Source organism: Andreprevotia chitinilytica DSM 18519, from assembly GCF_000711875.1.
In the GTDB taxonomy this organism is placed as follows: Bacteria; Pseudomonadota; Gammaproteobacteria; order Burkholderiales; family Chitinibacteraceae; genus Andreprevotia; species Andreprevotia chitinilytica.
Genome location: NZ_JONM01000010.1, coordinates 44,681 through 60,124, shown reverse-complemented (window position 1 = coordinate 60,124; position 15,444 = coordinate 44,681). Strand labels below are relative to the sequence as shown.

Annotated in this window: 16 protein-coding genes; 12 read left to right on the top strand and 4 right to left on the bottom strand. The window is 60.2% G+C overall.

From position 1 onward, the window contains the following. The first annotated feature begins 34 nt into the window (after window positions 1-34). Window positions 35-1,192 carry a S1C family serine protease gene (locus tag BR41_RS14080; protein ID WP_035057882.1) on the top strand — a complete coding sequence of 386 codons (1,158 nt, stop codon included), beginning with the start codon at window positions 35-37 and terminating at the stop codon, window positions 1,190-1,192. A gap of 88 nt (window positions 1,193-1,280) precedes the next feature. Here the strand turns inward: BR41_RS14080 and BR41_RS14075 are convergent, their stop codons facing one another. Together BR41_RS14075 and BR41_RS14070 are read right to left on the bottom strand one after the other, a co-directional pair. Next, complete coding sequence (locus BR41_RS14075; protein WP_035057879.1) at window positions 1,281-3,254, bottom strand: monovalent cation:proton antiporter family protein; 1,974 nt, start codon at window positions 3,252-3,254, stop codon at window positions 1,281-1,283. Between the two features lie 136 nt (window positions 3,255-3,390). Then, window positions 3,391-4,677 carry a dicarboxylate/amino acid:cation symporter gene (locus BR41_RS14070; RefSeq protein ID WP_035058210.1) on the bottom strand — a complete coding sequence of 429 codons (1,287 nt, stop codon included), beginning with the start codon at window positions 4,675-4,677 and terminating at the stop codon, window positions 3,391-3,393. A 407-nt stretch (window positions 4,678-5,084) separates the two neighbouring features. Between BR41_RS14070 and BR41_RS14065 the strand changes: the two genes are divergently transcribed. The 11 genes from BR41_RS14065 (at window position 5,085) to BR41_RS14015 (ending at window position 13,456) form a co-directional block, all read left to right on the top strand. Beyond that, the gene (locus tag BR41_RS14065; protein WP_035057876.1) at window positions 5,085-6,059 is read left to right on the top strand and encodes a KpsF/GutQ family sugar-phosphate isomerase; all 975 of its coding nucleotides are present in this window, start codon (window positions 5,085-5,087) and stop codon (window positions 6,057-6,059) included. A gap of 64 nt (window positions 6,060-6,123) precedes the next feature. Further along, a complete protein-coding gene (locus BR41_RS14060; protein ID WP_084187199.1) occupies window positions 6,124-6,639 on the top strand; it encodes a KdsC family phosphatase in 516 nt (171 codons plus the stop codon). Window positions 6,640-6,650: 11 nt separating this feature from the next. Beyond that, window positions 6,651-7,226: an LPS export ABC transporter periplasmic protein LptC gene (gene lptC, locus BR41_RS14055; RefSeq protein ID WP_035057870.1), complete on the top strand. Its 576-nt coding sequence runs from the start codon at window positions 6,651-6,653 to the stop codon at window positions 7,224-7,226. Then, a complete protein-coding gene (gene lptA / locus BR41_RS14050) occupies window positions 7,201-7,722 on the top strand; it encodes a lipopolysaccharide transport periplasmic protein LptA (protein WP_035057867.1) in 522 nt (173 codons plus the stop codon). Before lptC ends, lptA begins: the two co-directional genes overlap by 26 nt. After that, window positions 7,719-8,459: an LPS export ABC transporter ATP-binding protein gene (lptB, locus tag BR41_RS14045; RefSeq protein ID WP_035057864.1), complete on the top strand. Its 741-nt coding sequence runs from the start codon at window positions 7,719-7,721 to the stop codon at window positions 8,457-8,459. The genes lptA and lptB overlap by 4 nt, the downstream gene beginning before the upstream one ends. A gap of 165 nt (window positions 8,460-8,624) precedes the next feature. Further along, entirely contained in the window at window positions 8,625-10,010 is a 1,386-nt protein-coding gene (locus BR41_RS14040; protein WP_245615905.1) for an RNA polymerase factor sigma-54, read from the top strand. Between the two features lie 28 nt (window positions 10,011-10,038). Beyond that, entirely contained in the window at window positions 10,039-10,362 is a 324-nt protein-coding gene (gene hpf / locus BR41_RS14035) for a ribosome hibernation-promoting factor, HPF/YfiA family (protein WP_035057858.1), read from the top strand. Window positions 10,363-10,531: 169 nt separating this feature from the next. After that, the gene (ptsN, locus tag BR41_RS14030) at window positions 10,532-10,999 is read left to right on the top strand and encodes a PTS IIA-like nitrogen regulatory protein PtsN (RefSeq protein WP_035058207.1); all 468 of its coding nucleotides are present in this window, start codon (window positions 10,532-10,534) and stop codon (window positions 10,997-10,999) included. 17 nt (window positions 11,000-11,016) lie between these two features. Further along, a complete protein-coding gene (gene hprK / locus BR41_RS14025; RefSeq protein WP_035057853.1) occupies window positions 11,017-11,961 on the top strand; it encodes an HPr(Ser) kinase/phosphatase in 945 nt (314 codons plus the stop codon). After that, on the top strand, window positions 11,962-12,822 hold the full coding sequence (rapZ, locus tag BR41_RS14020; protein WP_035057850.1) for an RNase adapter RapZ: 861 nt from the start codon (window positions 11,962-11,964) through the stop codon (window positions 12,820-12,822). Between the two features lie 31 nt (window positions 12,823-12,853). Beyond that, on the top strand, window positions 12,854-13,456 hold the full coding sequence (locus BR41_RS14015) for a flavin prenyltransferase UbiX (RefSeq protein WP_035057847.1): 603 nt from the start codon (window positions 12,854-12,856) through the stop codon (window positions 13,454-13,456). Between the two features lie 161 nt (window positions 13,457-13,617). Here BR41_RS14015 and BR41_RS14010 read toward each other — a convergent pair whose 3' ends face one another. Both BR41_RS14010 and BR41_RS14005 read right to left on the bottom strand, forming a co-directional pair. Next, window positions 13,618-15,012, bottom strand: coding sequence for an MATE family efflux transporter (locus BR41_RS14010; protein ID WP_051710983.1), 1,395 nt, complete (start codon window positions 15,010-15,012; stop codon window positions 13,618-13,620). Further along, a complete protein-coding gene (locus BR41_RS14005; protein WP_156970703.1) occupies window positions 14,970-15,278 on the bottom strand; it encodes a hypothetical protein in 309 nt (102 codons plus the stop codon). The genes BR41_RS14010 and BR41_RS14005 overlap by 43 nt, the downstream gene beginning before the upstream one ends. Window positions 15,279-15,444: the final 166 nt, after the last annotated feature.

Below are 15,444 nucleotides of genomic sequence, written 5' to 3'. Positions count from 1 at the left end.
TTGAATAGTTGAATCCACTGGACTTGGTTGGCTGATGAAAAAACTGTGGCTGATTTTCGCACAAACCACTACGGCCGGTCTGGCTGTCTGGTTTCTGGTGTCTCTGCTGTACCCGCAATGGCTGCCGCGGCCTTTGTCGCCCGCGCCGGTTGCCGCTTCACGGGGTGGCTCGCCAACGCCGTTGATCAACCTGACCGGGCCGTCGAGTTATCACGGCGCTGTCGCGCGTGCGATGCCGGCGGTGGTGAATATCTACACCGCAAAGGAAGTGAAATCGCGCAAACACCCTCTGATGAACGACCCATTCTTCCGGCGTTTCTTTGGTGACCGCTTCGGCGGCGACGAGACAACGCGGGCCACCAGCCTGGGGTCCGGTGTGTTGGTATCGGACAAGGGTTACATCGTCACCAATAACCACGTGGTGGAATCGGCCGATGAAATCGAAGTGGCGCTGGCCGATGGCCGTACCACTGAAGCCAAGATCATCGGCACCGACCCCGATACCGATCTGGCGGTGATCAAGATCGAGGCGGATCGCTTGCCGACGATTGGTTTTGCCAATTTCGAAAAGGTGGCGGTTGGTGATGTCGTGCTGGCCATCGGCAATCCGTTCGGGGTTGGCCAGACGGTGACGATGGGCATCGTATCGGCGCTGGGCCGCACGCAGCTGGGCATCAACAATATCGAGAACTTCGTGCAGACCGATGCCGCTATCAACCCGGGTAACTCGGGTGGCGCGCTGGTCGATACCAACGGCAATCTGGTGGGCATCAACAGCGCGATCTACTCCAACAGCGGCGGCTCGCTCGGCATCGGCTTCGCGATCCCCGCGACCACGGTCAAGCAGGTGATGGACGCGATCATCAAGGACGGCAGCGTGACGCGCGGCTGGCTGGGGGTCGAGGCGCAGGACGTGACGCCGGAACTCGCCGCATCGTTCAAGCTGAAGGACGTGCAAGGCGCTTTGATCGCGGGCATCGTGCGCGGTAGCCCGGCAGACAAGGCCGGTCTCAAGCCGGGCGATATCCTGCTGACGATCAATGGCCGGCCGGTTGCTGATTCATCCGGCATGTTGAATCTGATTGCGTCGCTGAAGCCGGATGAGGACGTGCCGATGGTTGTCCATCGCGGTACGCAGAGTGAGACGGTGAAGGTGCATATCGGCAAGCGACCGAGGATCAAAAGCCAGTAAGTATTGGGATGCATGAGGTAAAAAGGGACGCCAGCGCGTCCCTTTTTCAATTGTCTTTCGTGTTGATGGTGTAGCACCGGGCTTCGAATCAATTCCCTTGCAGCAACAGCATCTCTGCGGCTGCCAGGCTTTCCGGCTCGCCCAGCAAGACCAATACGTCGCCGTCCATCAATTCAAACGCATTGTCCGGCTGCACGGCAGGCATGTGGCGGCGGCGGATGCTCTTCACTTCAACATGCATCCCGCTCAGGTTGACGTCGCCCAGCGTACGGCCGATCGACGCTGCGCCGGGGCTCAGTAGCACCGAATGCAGCTGTGATTGCGGGCGGTCCGCGTCGTCCAGATTCTCGTTCAGGCCGCGGAAGAAGCCACGGAACAACGCATAGCGTGCCTCCCGCACTTCCCGGATGGTCTTCAGTACGCGATTGAGCGGCGTGCCAAGCAGCATCAGCGTGTGCGAGGCGAGCATCAGGCTGCCTTCCATGATCTCGGCCACCACTTCGGCCGCGCCAGCTTCACGCAATTTGCCGATATCGCTGTCATCGGTGGTGCGGACGATGATCGGTAAATCCGGACGAATCTGGTGGGCAACTTCGAGGATTTTCAGCGCTGAGTGCGTCTCGGCATAGGTGACGACGACGGCGCGGGCGCGCATCAGGCCGGCGGCCATCAATACCTCGCGTTTGGCTGCATCACCGAATACCACCGACTCACCGGCGGTGCTGGCCTCGCGCACCATTTCCGGGTCGAGATCAAGCGCAAAGAAGGGGATGTCTTCCTGCTTCAGAATCCGCGCCAGCGACTGACCGCTGCGGCCATAGCCGCAGACGATCACGTGGCCGCTGGCTCCCATGGTGCGCACGGCGATCTGGTGCAGGTTGGCGGCCATGTTCATCCATTCGGAGCTGGCGAGCTTGAGTACCAGCTTGTCGCTGTGCATGACGATGAAGGGCGTTGCCAGCATCGAGATCACGATGCCGGCGATGGTGGCCTGTTGCACGGCTTCAGGTAGGAGTGGACCGGATGTGGCGGCGAGCGCCAGCAGCACGAAGGCGAACTCGCCACCCTGGCCGAGCGCGAAACCGGTGCGCCATGAGGCACCCGGACTGCTGCCGAACAGTCTGGATAGCCCGGCGATCACCATGATCTTGAGCGGCCCCAGGGCGAAGACCACCAGCAGCACCAGCCACCAGTTGGCGAAGACCTGATGGAAGTCGAGCGTCATGCCGACGGTGACGAAGAACAGGCCAAGCAGCAGATCGCGGAACGGCCGGATGTCATCCTCGACCTGATAGCGGTATTCGGTCTCGGCGATCAGCATGCCGGCGAGGAAGGCACCAAGGGCGAGCGAGAGCCCGGCCAGTTCGGTCAGCCAGGCAATGCCGAGCGTGATCAGGAACAGATTGAGCATGAACAGCTCGCTCGAATGCTGCTTGGCGACCAGCGTGAACCAGGGCCGCATCAACTTCTGGCCGAAGTACAGCAGCAACAGCAGCACCACGACGATCTTGGCGGTGGCGATGCCCAATGCGGTGAACAGTTGTTCGCTCGGCTGGCTCAGGGCCGGCAGCATGATCAGCTGCGGCACCACGGCCAGATCCTGAAACAGCAGGATGCCCAGTGCATTGTGGCCCTGCGGGCTGTTGAGCTCGCTCCGGTCGGCCAGCAGTTTGGAGACCATGGCCGTGGATGACATCGCCATCGCGCCGCCGAGTGTCAGCCCGGCTTTCCAGTCCAGCCCGGCCAGCATCGACATGACAAGGATCAGCAGGGCAGTGGCTGCGACTTGCGCCAGCCCAAGCCCGAATACGATGCGCCGCATCGCATTCAGCTTGGCGATATTGAATTCCAGCCCCAGCGTGAACATCAGGAACACCACGCCATATTCGGCCAGGTGGGTCGCTTCGGTGGACGAGCCGATCATTGCCAGCGCGTGCGGGCCGATCAGCACGCCGACGAACAGGTAGCCGAGCATGGCCGGCAATTTGAAGTGGCGGCAAGCCACTACGCTGAAGACAGCAGCAGCCAGCAACAACAGGAGCGAGGACAGATGAATGGGCATGGCGGCTGTTGGTGGGGGATTCCGTTGATGGCTGGTTACAGCCCAGATTATGCAAAACGACTGCGGGACCGTCTTTGTTAAGACGGCCCCGCGATAATACCCCGCCCGTCAGCCCGACGCCGAGCGCCGTCAGCGATCAGCGCTCTGCTGTTTCACTGACCAGTTCGCCGCGTTCACCAGTCATGCCGCGAGCGAGTTTGTCGCGGTCAAGCTCGCGCTCCCATGCCGAGACCACCACGCAAGCCACGCCGTTGCCGATGATGTTGGTCAGCGCCCGGCATTCGCTCATGAAACGGTCGATGCCAAGGATCAGCACCATGCCGGCGACCGGGATGGTCGGCACTACCGCGAGCGTGGCCGCCAGCGTGATGAAGCCCGCACCGGTGATGCCCGATGCCCCCTTTGACGTCAGCATGGCCACCGCCAGAATGCTTAGCTGCTGGGTCAGCGTCAGTTCGATATTGAGTGCCTGCGAGATGAAGATCACCGCCAGCGTCATATAGATATTGGTGCCATCGAGGTTGAACGAGTAACCCGTCGGCACCACCAGGCCGACCACTGATTTCGAACAACCAAGTCGTTCCATCTTCTCGATCAGTTGCGGCAATGCGGATTCGGATGAGCTGGTGCCAAGCACGATCAGCAGCTCCTCCTTGATGTAAATGATGAAGCGGAAAATATTGAAGCCGGTCAGCTTGGCAATGATGCCCAGCACGATGGCGACGAACAGGAAGGCCGTCAGATAGAAGGTGCCGATCATCTTCAGTAGCGGCACCAGCGACACCACGCCGTACTTGCCGATGGTGAACGCCATCGCGCCGAACGCGCCGATCGGGGCGACACGCGTGATGATGTGCACGATGCGAAACATCACCGCGGCGGTGCGATCGATGAGGTCCGTCACCATTTGCGTGCGCTCGCCCAGCGCCGACAAGGCTGCACCCACCAGCAAGGCAATCAGCAGGATCTGCAGGATGTCGCCCTTGGCAAAGGCATCGACCACGGTGCTCGGAATGATGTTGAGCAGGAATTCGACCGTGCTTTGTGACTGCGCCTTGGCGGCATATTGCGCGACGGCCTTGGTATCGATGGTGTGGACGTCGACGTTGAAGCCCGCGCCGGGATTGAGCACGTGGCCAGCAATCAGGCCGATGACGAGGGCAAAGGTGGAGACGACTTCGAAATACAGCAGCGCCTTGCCGCCGACCCGGCCGACTTTCTTCATATCCTGCATGCCGGCAATGCCGGATACCACGGTGCAGAAAATGATCGGCCCGATCACCATCTTGATGAGCTGGATAAAGCCGTCACCCAGCGGTTTCATCTTGGTGGCGAGGTCCGGATTGAAGTGGCCCAGCAAGACACCAAGCACAATCGCGGACAACACCTGTACGTACAGAATCTTGTAGAACGGCTTTTTCATGAGTTCCTCGAGGAATCGAAACAGCGACGTCATGTGGTGCTTGGGCGAAGTGCGCTGCCGAGCGGGTTCTTGGGTGGATGCTTGTTATCTTGAAACGGATGGAAAGCGGCGCAAGGCAAGACTTCACTTCAGGCTGCGGCCATTCAGCTTGCCGATAAAATTACGATGGCATTCGGGGTGAGCAGCGTCAACCAGGGAATCCGGGCGAGTGTTGCATCTGCAGGCCGGCGCGTGCAGGCAAGGCGCCCGCACTGTTTGGCGTTGAGAACACTTGGTAACCATGCATGGATACGGACCAAGAATGGCTGTCTGGGGCTTCGGGCAAGGCGTGCCGGCCGTCACTGCTTGGAAGATTTACGGGAATGCGTGAGTGGTAAGCGGATGCGCCGGTCTTTTATACTCTTGGGATGACTGAACCCACATCCCGGCTTCTGGCGCAGGCGCGTCAGGTGCTGTTGACCGAAGCCGCGGCCATCACGGCGCTGGCTGATCGTCTCGACCCCCGCTTTGAAGCCGCTTGCCAGCTGATGCTGGCCTGCCGTGGCCGTGTCGTCGTGACCGGCATCGGTAAATCTGGCCACGTGGCCCGCAAGATCGCCGCCACTCTCGCCAGTACCGGTACGCCGGCGTTCTTCATGCATCCGGCTGAGGCTGCACACGGCGATCTGGGCATGTTGACTGCCGATGACGTCGTACTGGCGCTGTCCTACTCCGGCGAAAGCGACGAACTGCTCACGCTGCTGCCCAGCCTGAAATTGCTCGGCGTGAAATTGATCGCCATGTGTGGTGCAGGCGATTCGACGCTCGCCAAGGAAGCTGCCATCTGGCTGGATGCCCGCGTCACGCAGGAAGCTTGCCCGCTGAACCTCGCCCCAACTGCCAGTACGACCGCTGCATTGGCGCTGGGCGATGCGCTGGCGGTGGCCCTGTTGGACGCGCGCGGCTTGAATGCTGAAGACTTCGCCCGTTCGCACCCCGGCGGCAGCCTTGGCCGCAAGTTGCTGGTTCGTGTGCGTGATCTGATGCATATCGGCGATGCGCTGCCGGTGGTGCGTGAAGATGCTGTATTGCGTGATGCCCTACTGGAAATGAGTCAGAAAGGGTTGGGCATGACGGCCGTCGTCGATGCCGCTGGCGCACTGGCCGGCGTCTTTACCGATGGCGATTTGCGCCGGGCGCTGGATCACGGCGTTGATGTGCGGGAAACGCCGGTATCGGTCGTGATGGGCAAGAAGCCTGTGACCATCGAAGCCAGCCATCTGGCCGCCGAAGCAGTCAAGATCATGGAAAATCGCCGCATCTTCGGTTTGCTGGTTGTCGATGAAGGGCGGCTGGTCGGCGCTCTCAATATGCACGACTTGTTGCGCGCCCGGGTTGTTTGAAACCAATCGGCCCCCAACTAGACCCGAACTTTCAATACAAAGGCTGTGTGAACAAAAGATGGATATGAGCGATCGAGCCCGCGCGGTGCGGATGATGATTTTCGATGTCGACGGCGTGATGACCGACGGCAGTCTGTATTACACCGACGAAGGCCAAGAGATAAAAGCCTTCAATTCGCTCGACGGACATGGTTTGCGCATGCTGCAAAACACCGGCGTGAAGATCGCAATCATCACCGGCCGCCAATCGAAGCTGGTGGCGCATCGGGCCAAGAATCTGGGCATCGATTTCATTTATCAGGGCGCGCACGACAAACGCTCCGCCTTCGAATCGCTACTGGCGGCCTCTGGCGTTACCGCTGACCAATGCGGTTATATGGGCGACGACGTGATTGATCTGCCGGTGATGATCCGCGTGGCCTTCGCCATTGCCGTACCGCGCGCCCCCGATATCGTGCGCAAGCACGCGCACTATGTCACGACGCTGCAAGGCGGCCACGGTGCCGTGCGCGAAGCGTGCGAATTCATCATGCAGGCGCAGGGCACGCTCGATGGCGTGCTGGCGCAATATCTCAAGTAGCCCCGGCCCTGATGCGCGGTTCAACCCGGATTCTCCCCGTTACCTTGCTCACCCTGCTGGGCGGGCTGGTCTGGCTGCTCAACGATGCCGCCAACTTGCCCGCGCTCGGCCGTCTGGCAAGACCGAACGACCCCGATCTGATCGTCAATACGGCCACCAGCGTGCGTTTCGGCGAGGATGGTTCGCCGCTGGCGCACCTGACCGCTGATCGCGTGCGGCATTTTCCGGAATCCGATACCGCCTGGTTCGATCAGCCGCGTCTACACTACACCGCACCGGGCGAGCCCGCGCTGGATGTGGAAAGCCCGACCGCTCGCGCCGAGCAAAAAGGCGAGCGACTCTGGTTTCCCAACGACGTAAAGCTGCATCGCGCCGCGCCGCCGGATGGCAGCCCGCTCAATATCGAAAGCAGTGGCGTGTGGCTGAACACCAAGCAGCAACTGGCATGGTCGTCAGAGGCCATGCGCTCGGACATGGGCAATTACCAGGTTTCGTCGGTTGGTTTTGAAGCCGACCTCGCGCAGCAGACGCTGCTTCTCAAATCGAAAGTGAAGGGCATTTATGAGCCATTGCCACCCCGCCGTTAAGGCGCTGTTCGCATCCTTGCTGTTGGCGGCAGGCTTGGCGCATGCCGAGAAGGCCGACCAGACCAAACCGATGACGATCGATGCCGATCAAGGCTTCGTCGACCAGAAAAACCAGACCCGCACGGCTACCGGCAACGTGATCGTCAAGCAAGGCACGATGACGCTGACCGCGACCAAGCTCATCAGCAAGGAAGACAAGGCCGGCAATCAGTCCATGAACGGCAGCGGCAATCCGGTGAAGTTTCGCCAGAAGCTCGATAGCGGCGAATGGCTGGATGCCGAGGCGCTGCGCGTCGAATACAACGCATCGACTGGCGAAATGCGCTTGCTCGACAAGGCGTGGGTCAAGCGCGGGCAAGATGAAGTATTCAGCGATGTGATCACCTACAACACGACCACCGAAATCTATCAGGCGCAAGGCGCGAAGGGCGGTAGTGGCCGGGTCAGCATCACGATTCAACCCAAGAAGACCGCTAGCCAGCCGGAGGCAAAATGAGCGGAATCGCTGCTGCCAGCGCGCTTTCGGCACGCGGGCTGATGAAGCGTTACAAGAAACGCGCTGTGGTGCGCGATGTATCGCTTGATGTTGCGGCCGGCGAAGTCGTGGGCTTGCTTGGGCCGAACGGTGCCGGCAAAACCACCAGCTTCTACATGATCGTCGGCCTCGTCGCCAAGGATGGCGGCGAGATCAGTCTGGACGGCGAAGATATTGGCCAGATGTCGATGCATCAGCGCGCGCGCTTGGGCTTGGGCTATCTGCCGCAAGAGGCGTCGATTTTCCGCAAGATGACCGTGGCGGAGAACATCCGTGCCGTGCTCGAGTTGCATGAGAAGGGCGAAGAAGCGATCGAAAAGCGGCTCGATTCGCTCTTGCATGACCTGCACGTGAGCCATCTGCGCGAAAGTGGTGCGATGAGTTTGTCGGGCGGCGAGCGCCGTCGCGTGGAAATCGCCCGCGCGCTAGCGGCCAAACCGCGCTTCATTTTGCTGGATGAGCCATTCGCCGGTGTTGACCCGATCGCGGTCATGGACATCCAGCGCATCATTGCCTTCCTCAAGAAGCGCGGCATTGGGGTCTTGATCACTGACCATAACGTGCGCGAAACGCTTGGTATTTGCGACCGTGCCTACATCATCTCTGAAGGTGCGGTGATGGCGTCCGGCCACCCGGATGAGATCGTCGCCAACGAGCAGGTGCGCAAGGTGTACCTCGGCGAGCACTTCAAGATGTAACGCCGCGATATTCCGCCGGGCGCTCGTGCCTCGGCGGATGCGCCGCTTCTACTCCCGAACCAAGCTGATTACGTGCGTTGAAATCGATGTAAGGCGTTTAGGGCACGGTTCTTGCCTGCGGCTTCGGTTATTATCGGTGTAATGAAGCAAGCACTGCAGCTGCGCATGTCGCAGCAACTCAATCTGACCCCGCAATTGCAGCAATCGATCAAATTGCTGCAACTCTCCACGCTCGACTTCCAGCAGGAAATCGACCGTTTCGTGGCCGAGAACCCGCTACTGGAAGCCGGCGAGGCACAAAGCGAACAAGACGCGCCGGCTGGCGACGAAGTGAATGTCGCCGAGCCGAGCAGCGAAGACGGCCCCGCCCCGGATACCGATTTCGGCGACGAATGGACGTGGGAATCCCGTGGCGAGCGTAGCGGCGATGACGACGATTCCTTCGACCCGGCCACGAATGTGGCGCGCGAGCTCAGCCTGCGCGAGCACCTGCTGGCACAAGCCGGTCTCTTGAGCATTCCGCAACGTGACCGTGTCGTGCTGACCGCCTTGATCGAAATGGTCGATGAAGACGGCTTCCTGCCTTACACGCTGGATGAATTGTTCGAGCAATTGCCGGTTGAACTGATCGAAGCGGCGGAGTTGGAGGTCGACGACGTCGCCATCGCGCTGGCCAGATTGCGTCAGCTCGAACCCTTGGGGGTTGGTGCATACGATATGCCCGCGGCCTTGGCCTTACAGCTTGCGGCGCTGCCAGCCGACCCCGCTCGCGATCTTGCCCTGGCGCTAGTAAAAAACTGTCTCGATTTATTGGCCGCACGGGACTACATTAAGCTTAAAAGGCAGCTGAAATGCGATGACGCCGGTCTCAAGGCCGCGCAATCGCTGATTCTTAGCCTCAACCCCCGTCCGGGGGCGCAGTGGTCGACCGAGTCCGCGCGTTATGTGGTTGCGGATGTCCTGGTCTACAAGCAGCGCAGCCGGTGGCGAGTGCGGCTCAATACAGCTGCGATACCAAAGCTCAGGGTCAACCGGATGTACGCAGAAATTTTGCAACGCAACGAGGGCGGCTCGCTCGCCCGGGAACTGCAGGAAGCCAAATGGCTGGTGAAAAGCGTGCAACAGCGCTTCGAAACCATTCTGCGAGTGGCCGAGGCCATCGTGGAAAAGCAGCGTGCGTTCTTCGAACATGGCGAAATCGCCATGCGCCCCTTGGTGTTGCGTGACATCGCTTCCGAGCTTGATCTGCACGAATCCACCGTCTCCCGCGTGACCACCCAGAAATACATGCTCACGCCGCGTGGCATCTTCGAATTCAAATATTTCTTCGGCAGTCATGTCGAAACCGAGGCCGGTGGCGAAGCGTCTGCAACCGCCATCAAAGCTCAAATCCGTCAAATGATCTCTGTGGAGGACACTCAAAAGCCGTTATCGGACAGCGCCATCGCTGACGCGTTGGCCAGGCAAGGGATCGTTGTTGCGCGACGAACCGTTGCCAAATACCGGGAGGCGATGCAAATCCCCCCCGTCAATCTGCGCAAGACCTTGTAGCAGGGCTTAACCCCGAAGGAGTAACGCCATGAACCTCAACATCAGCGGCCATCACCTCGAAGTCACCCCGGCAATCCGCGAATATGTCACCACGAAGCTGGAACGCGTTACGCGCCACTTCGATTCGGTGATCGACGTGGGCGTCATCCTGTCGGTCGAGAAGCTGAATCAGAAGATTGAGGTTACCGTGCACGTGCGCGGCAAGGATATTCATGTCGAAGCGATTGATGAAAATCTGTATGCAGCGATTGATCTACTGGCCGACAAGCTCGACCGGCAGGTCGTCAAGCACAAGGAGAAGTTGATGGATCACCGCGGCGAGGCGCTCAAGCACCAGGCCGTGGCTGAATAAGCGGGCGTCTGTCGCCGGCGACAAAACGGGAGCCTGCGGGTTCCCGTTTTCGTTTCTGGTGCATGAATACGAAACCCCTGTCAACGAAACCCAGCGGCGCTACAATGCACTCTCTTTTTCTTACATCAAGGCTTCGCGCCCCGATGACGGTGCGAAGCGGGTAGTCCGGATGAGCCTGATTTCCAAGATTCTGCCTAGCGGCAATGTATTTCTCGACCTTGAGCTTGGCAGCAAGAAACGCGTGTTCGAGCAGGTCGGCATCCTGTTCGAGAACAGTCACGGCATCGCGCGCAGCGTGATTTTCGATAGCCTCTTCGCGCGTGAGAAGCTCGGCTCGACTGGCCTTGGCCAAGGCGTGGCGATTCCGCATGGCCGTATCAAGGGGCTCAAGGACGCGACGGGCGCCTTTATCCGCCTGCAAACGCCAATCCCGTTCGATTCGCCGGATGGCAAACCGGTTTCGTTGATCTTCGCGCTGCTGGTGCCGGCCAATGCCACCGATTTGCACTTGCAGATATTGTCCGAACTGGCGCAATTGTTTTCGGACAAGACCGTGCGCGACCAGCTTGCCGTATTGACGGAGCCGGGCGAAGCCTGGAAGCTGATTTCCACCTGGGAGCCCTACGCGGGCTTCTGATTCGCCACCGAGACGTTATGCCGCAGCTCACAGTTCGCCAGCTCTTCATCGATAACGCCGAGAAACTGCGGCTCACCTGGGTCGCCGGTCAGTCTGGCGCCAACAACCTGCTCTCGAACGACGCGTCGGAGCAGAAGCCGATCCTGGCATTGGTCGGCCACCTTAACTTTATCCACCCGAACCGTATCCAGGTGCTCGGCATTGCCGAGACCAAGTACTTCCTTGGCCTATCGCCCGAGGCGCAGAAGGAATCGGTTGGTCGGCTGTTCGCCAGTGAAATGGCGGCGATGATCGTTGCCAATGGCCAGACCGTGCCGGATGCGTTGCGTGAGGGGGCGGAGCGCCACCATGTGCCGCTGCTGACCAGCCCCGAGCAGTCACCCTATTTGATGGATGTGCTGCGTTACTACCTCGCCAAGGCGTTGGCGGTTTCGACCCACTTGCACGGCGTGTTCCTGGATGTACTCGAAGTTGGCGTATTGCTGACCGGCGAGTCATCGATGGGTAAAAGCGAGTTGGCGCTGGAATTGATCTCGCGCGGCCATGGCCTGGTGGCCGATGACGTGGTCGAGGTCTACCGCACTAACCCGGAAACGCTGGAAGGCCGTTGTCCGCCGATGCTGCGGGATTTTCTGGAAGTACGCGGGATTGGTGTGCTGAACATCCGCACCATCTTCGGCGAAACAGCGGTGCGGCCCAAAAAGACCCTCAAGCTGATCGTGCATCTGGCCAAGGCCGGCGGCGATGCGCTGGCGCCGATCGATCGCCTGCAGATGCAGGCCGCTACGCAAGACATCCTTGGCGTGCCGGTGCGCAAACTGGTGCTGCCTGTGGCCGCCGGTCGCAACCTGGCCGTTCTGGTCGAAGCTGCGGTGCGGAATTACATCCTGCAGCTGCGTGGCATCGATTCGACACGCGAATTCATCGAGCGCCATCAGCGCTTCATGGAAATGGGCGAATAAATGAAGGGCAAGCGACAACAGGTCGTCCTGTTATCGGGCTTGTCCGGCGCGGGCAAGAGCGTAGCCTTGCGTGCGCTCGAAGACCTTGGCTACTTCTGTATCGACAATTTGCCGGTGCCGCTGCTGGCGCAAACCACCGCCTTGCTCGATGAAGATGGCTATCCGCGTATCGCCATCGGCATCGATATGCGCAGCTCGCACTCCTTCGGCTTGTTTCCGGCTCATTACGAGGCGCTCACCGAGCTGGATATCGATCTGCGCTTGCTGTTTCTGGAAGCCAATGACGAAACATTGATCAAGCGTTTTTCCGAGACGCGCCGGGCGCACCCGCTCGCCAACGGCAAATTGACGATTCCCGAGAGCGTGACGCTGGAGCGGGAGATGCTCGGCGATTTCGCCCACCTCGCGCACCGCATCGATAGCAGTGATCTTTCCGCGAATCAGTTGCGTTCGTGGGTGCGTGAGTTCGTCGCACTCGATCGCTCGAAGCTGACGCTGATTTTCGAATCATTCGGCTTCAAGCATGGCCTACCGCTCGACGCCGATTTCGTGTTCGACGTGCGCTGCCTGCCCAATCCGCATTACGACCCGGTGCTGCGCCCGCTGACCGGCAAGGATCAGCCGGTCATCGACTTTCTGGAGCGCGAACCCAGAGTGGGCCAGTATCTGACGCACGTGCTGGGCTTTCTGGAGCGCTGGCTGCCCGAGTTCGATCGCGACCATCGCAGCTATGTCACCGTCGCCATCGGTTGTACCGGTGGTCAGCATCGTTCGGTTTACCTGACTGAGCAGCTCGGCAAGCATTTCGCGTTGCAGCGCCAAGTCTTGGTGCGCCACCGCGAGCAGTTCCCGCATTCCTGATTCCCTGATCAACGTCTCATCGGCGACTCGCATGAAAACCATTACCGTCGCTTTCACTGGTGCGTCCGGCTTGCCCTATGGCTTGCGCACGCTCGAATGCCTGCTCGCCGCCGGTTGCAAGGTGCATGTGTTGTATACGCAGGCGGCGCAGATCGTCGCCAAGCAGGAGCTCAATCTCACCTGGCCGGGTCGGGCGGAAGAACTCGGCAAGCTGCTGCGTGCGCAGTTCAAGGTGGCGGATGAAGCGCAGCTGACTGTCTGGGGCCAACAGGAGTGGTTCGCGCCGATGGCCTCAGGCTCCAACCCCGGTGATGGCATGGTGGTGGTTCCGTGCACGATGGGGGCGCTGGCGGCGATTGCCAACGGCAACTCCGATAACTTGCTGGAGCGCGCTGCCGATGTGATGCTCAAGGAGCGAAAAACGCTGGTCCTGGTGCCGCGTGAGGCCCCGTTCTCGGCCTTGCATCTGGAGAACATGCTCAAGCTGGCCCGGCTTGGCGTGGTGATCTTGCCGCCGAATCCGGGCTTTTATCATCATCCGCAAACGATTGGTGATCTGGTCGATTTCGTGGTGGCGCGGATACTCGATCAGCTCGGCATTCCGCATGAGCTGATGAAACGCTGGGGTAGCTAAGCGGTGAGGGGATAGGCGCGAGGGGTGAGGGGTAAAACCAAGAATTCCGGTTCTTGATGGCTTATTGGTTTCAAGCGTGCAGATTTCAGGGTTTATGTAGGAGCGAGCTTGCTCGCGATGGCGCTGTGAATGAAACGATGCCATCGCGAGCAAGTTCGCTCCTACAAGGTTTGTAGTTCGCCATCGTCCGTTGCCTCATGCTTCACACGGCTGCGAATATGGAACAAGCCAACCAGCGCCGTGGCGGCAAATGCCAGGGCCAGTATCAACGCAATCCAGAAGCCGCGTGCGCCCATATCGGCGTAAAACGCCAAGGCGTAACCGAGTGGAATACCGATCAGCCAGAAGGCGGTCAGGTGGATCAGCATTGGTTGGCGGGTGATCTTGTAGCCACGTAGCACACCTGCGGCAACCACTTGCGTGGCGTCTGCCAACTGGAAGACCCCGGAAAACAGTAGCAGCGTGGCCGCCATCGTTTGTACCGCCACATCGCGGGTGTACCAGCTGGCGATCCAGTGATTCCCGAGCACCATGAACGTCGCCATCACCGCTGCGACCGCAAGGCCGATGCGCAGACCTGTCCAACCGATGAAGCGCGCATAAGCAGGATCCTTGGCTCCCAGTGCTTGACCCACGCGCACCGTCATCGCCGTGCCGAGGCCCGACGGAATCATGAAGGTGAGCGATGACATGTTCAGCGCGATCTGGTGCGAGGCGACCGATACCGTACCCAGCTCGGCGATCAGCAGCGAGATGCCGGAAAACGCGCTCACTTCCACGAAAAACATCCCGCCCATCGGTAGCCCCAGCTTCAGCAAGCGCCATTGGGCATGCCAATCGATCCGCTGCCAATGACGCAACGGATAGGTATCGCGGTAGACCGGCGATACCCGCAGCCACACCACCATCATGATCAACGTCAGCCAGATCACAAAGGACGAGGCCCAGCCGCAGCCGACCGCGCCCAGTGCCGGAAAGCCGAAATGACCGTAAATCAGGACCCAGTTGGCTGGGATGTTGAGCGCCAGACCCAGCAGTGCGATCACCATCATCGGTTTGGTGGCATTGAGGCTCGCGCTATAGCCGTACAACGTGCGATACAGGGCGAATGCCGGTAGCGCCCAGCTGATGGCCTTCAAGAATTCACGGGCTTTGTAAGTCACGGCCGGATTAAGGCCGAGGTGATCGAATACTGGCAGCGCTGCGCGAGTCACCAGCCAGGCAATCACGCCCCACACCAGACTTTGATACAGCGCCTGCTGCGTGATGCCGGGAATGACCGAATACTCCCGCGCGCCGACGGCATGGGCAATCAAGGGGCTGGCGGCCAGCGTGAGGCCGATCAAGGTCACCAGCAGCATTACCCAGATTGACGCACCGATCGAAACCGCCGCCAAGTCACCGGCCGACACATGCCCCGCCATGACGGCATCGACAAAGGCCGTGCCGGTGCTGGCGAGCTGGCCGATCATGATGGGCCAGCCCAGCTGCCAGATGGCCTTCAGTTCATCGGTCAGATGGTGTTGCTTGGGGTTGCGCGTGAGGGCGTGTGGCATAGGGGTGGGGTTTCGTAGTGGCCGATCAAGGTCGGCCAGTCTTGTTGCAAGGCCAGCGCGGTATGCACGGACAGATCAAAGATCAGCAAGCTGCCATCGGCCAAGCGCTCCAAGGCAAAGCCCAAGGCACACAGATGGCGTTCGGCGTGGCTGGTGGTATCGCTCGGCCCGGAAAAACGCAGCCATCGACGGTTGCGGGGACAATGTTCCGGCGTGCGCAGGCGGGCGGGTTGACGGGTTTCGAGTGAATCTAGGCAATCGTACATGGCGGCCTCCAGGTCAAAGAACGGCGGCCGCCCCATGCAGCCGACGCTTTAGCGGCATTTCCACACTGGCAAACCAGCATGCGCGCCCCGCAAGTTGTCGTTTAAATCAGGCGCGGCGGATGAGACGGCATCCGCAACCGGCCATCATCAGGATGGCGGCAAGAAC